Origin of the sequence: Streptomyces solincola, assembly GCF_002982015.1 — a bacterium.
Taxonomy (GTDB): domain Bacteria; phylum Actinomycetota; class Actinomycetes; order Streptomycetales; family Streptomycetaceae; genus Streptomyces; species Streptomyces solincola.
Genome location: NZ_PVLV01000092.1, coordinates 1 through 1,476 on the forward strand (window position 1 = coordinate 1; position 1,476 = coordinate 1,476).

The window sequence follows — 1,476 nt, forward strand, 5'->3', positions numbered from 1 at the left end:
AAGGAAGGGCGAGGGACAGGGGGCGGTGGTCAGGTGCTGGGTTTCAGGGGCAGCAGGGCGCTGATACGGAAGCCTCCGCCGGGGCGGGGCCCGGCGTCCAGGGTGCCGCCGACCATGCCCACCCGCTCGCGCATGCCGATCAGCCCGTGGCCGTGGCCGTCGGCGCCGCCGTCCTCGTACAGCTCGTGCGCCGCGCCCCGCCCGTCGTCCTCGACCAGCAGCCCCAGGCCGTCGTCGAAGTAGACCAGCCGGACGCTCGCCCCGGCCTCCGGGCCGCCGTGCTTGCGGGTGTTGGTCAGCGCCTCCTGGACGATCCGGTACGCGGTCAGCTCCACCCCGCTGGGCAGCGGGCGCGGGGTGCCCTCGACCCGGAAGTCCACGGTGAGCCCGGCCTTGCGCACCTGCTCGACGAGGTCCTCGATCTGCTGGACGTCGGGCTGCGGCACGTAGTCCTCGGAGTCCTCCGGCTCCCCGGTGCGCAGGATGCCGAGCAGCCGCCGCATCTCGGCCAGCGCCTGCCGCCCGGTGCCGGAGATGGTCTCCAGCGCCTGCCTGGCCAGATCCGGCGAGTTGTCCAGGACGTACGCGGCGCCGTCCGCCTGCACCACCATGACCGAGACGTTGTGCGCGACCACGTCGTGCAGCTCGCGGGCGATCCGGGCGCGCTCGGCGGCGACCGCGACCTTGGACTGCGCCTCGCGCTCCCTCTCCAGCCGCCGCGCCCGCTCCTCCAGTTGCGCGAAGTAGGCGCGGCGGGTGCGCATGGAGTCGCCGAGCACCCAGGCCAGCACGAACGGCACGGTCATCACGACGGTGAAGAACACCATGCCGGGCGTGGAGACGTTCTCCACCGGCCACCTGGCCTGCGCGAGCGGCGCCGCGCACACCCCGCCGACCAGCGCCAGCCGGGACGCCCAGCGGGGCCCGCCATGCGCGGAGACGGTGTAGATCACCACCAGCATGGCGAAGTCCGCCGGGTTGACCTCCACGTCCGCGACCAACTGGACCACGCCGAGCACCGCGGTGAGCACCAGCATCCGCTCCGGGGCGCGGCGGCGCAGGGCGATGGCCAGGCAGAGCAGCAGGACGACGCCGGCCGCGACGATCTGCCGGGGGCCGGTCACGTCCTGGGTCACCCACAGCATCGAGAAGCCCAGGAGCATCAGGGCCCCGAAGCTGTCGACGCCCGTGGGGTGGCGGCGGAGGAAGTCGTAGAGGCGCTGCACGTGACCCAGCGTAGGCAGGCCGGGGCGCGGCCAGAGTCAACCGGAGGGCCGATCCGGCGTCCGGAGCCCTACTCCGCAAGGTGGACACTGGTGATCATGGCGAATGACGACGGCGCTGCGGAGCCCGGGCAAGCCGGGGAGTCTGGGAAGGCCAGGAAGGCCGGGGAGTCTGCGGAGCTCGGGGAGACGGGTGGGGCCGGGGAGCGGTGGCGGGGCTGGCGGGCCGCCGCCGAGGCGGCGCTGTACGGAC

General features: G+C 73.8%; 1 protein-coding gene. It reads right to left on the reverse strand.

Annotation, left to right across the window (positions count from 1 at the left end):
* Nucleotides 1-29: 29 nt before the first annotated feature.
* Entirely contained in the window at nt 30-1,226 is a 1,197-nt protein-coding gene (locus C6N75_RS06845; protein ID WP_105867949.1) for a sensor histidine kinase, read from the reverse strand.
* Nucleotides 1,227-1,476 lie beyond the last annotated feature (250 nt).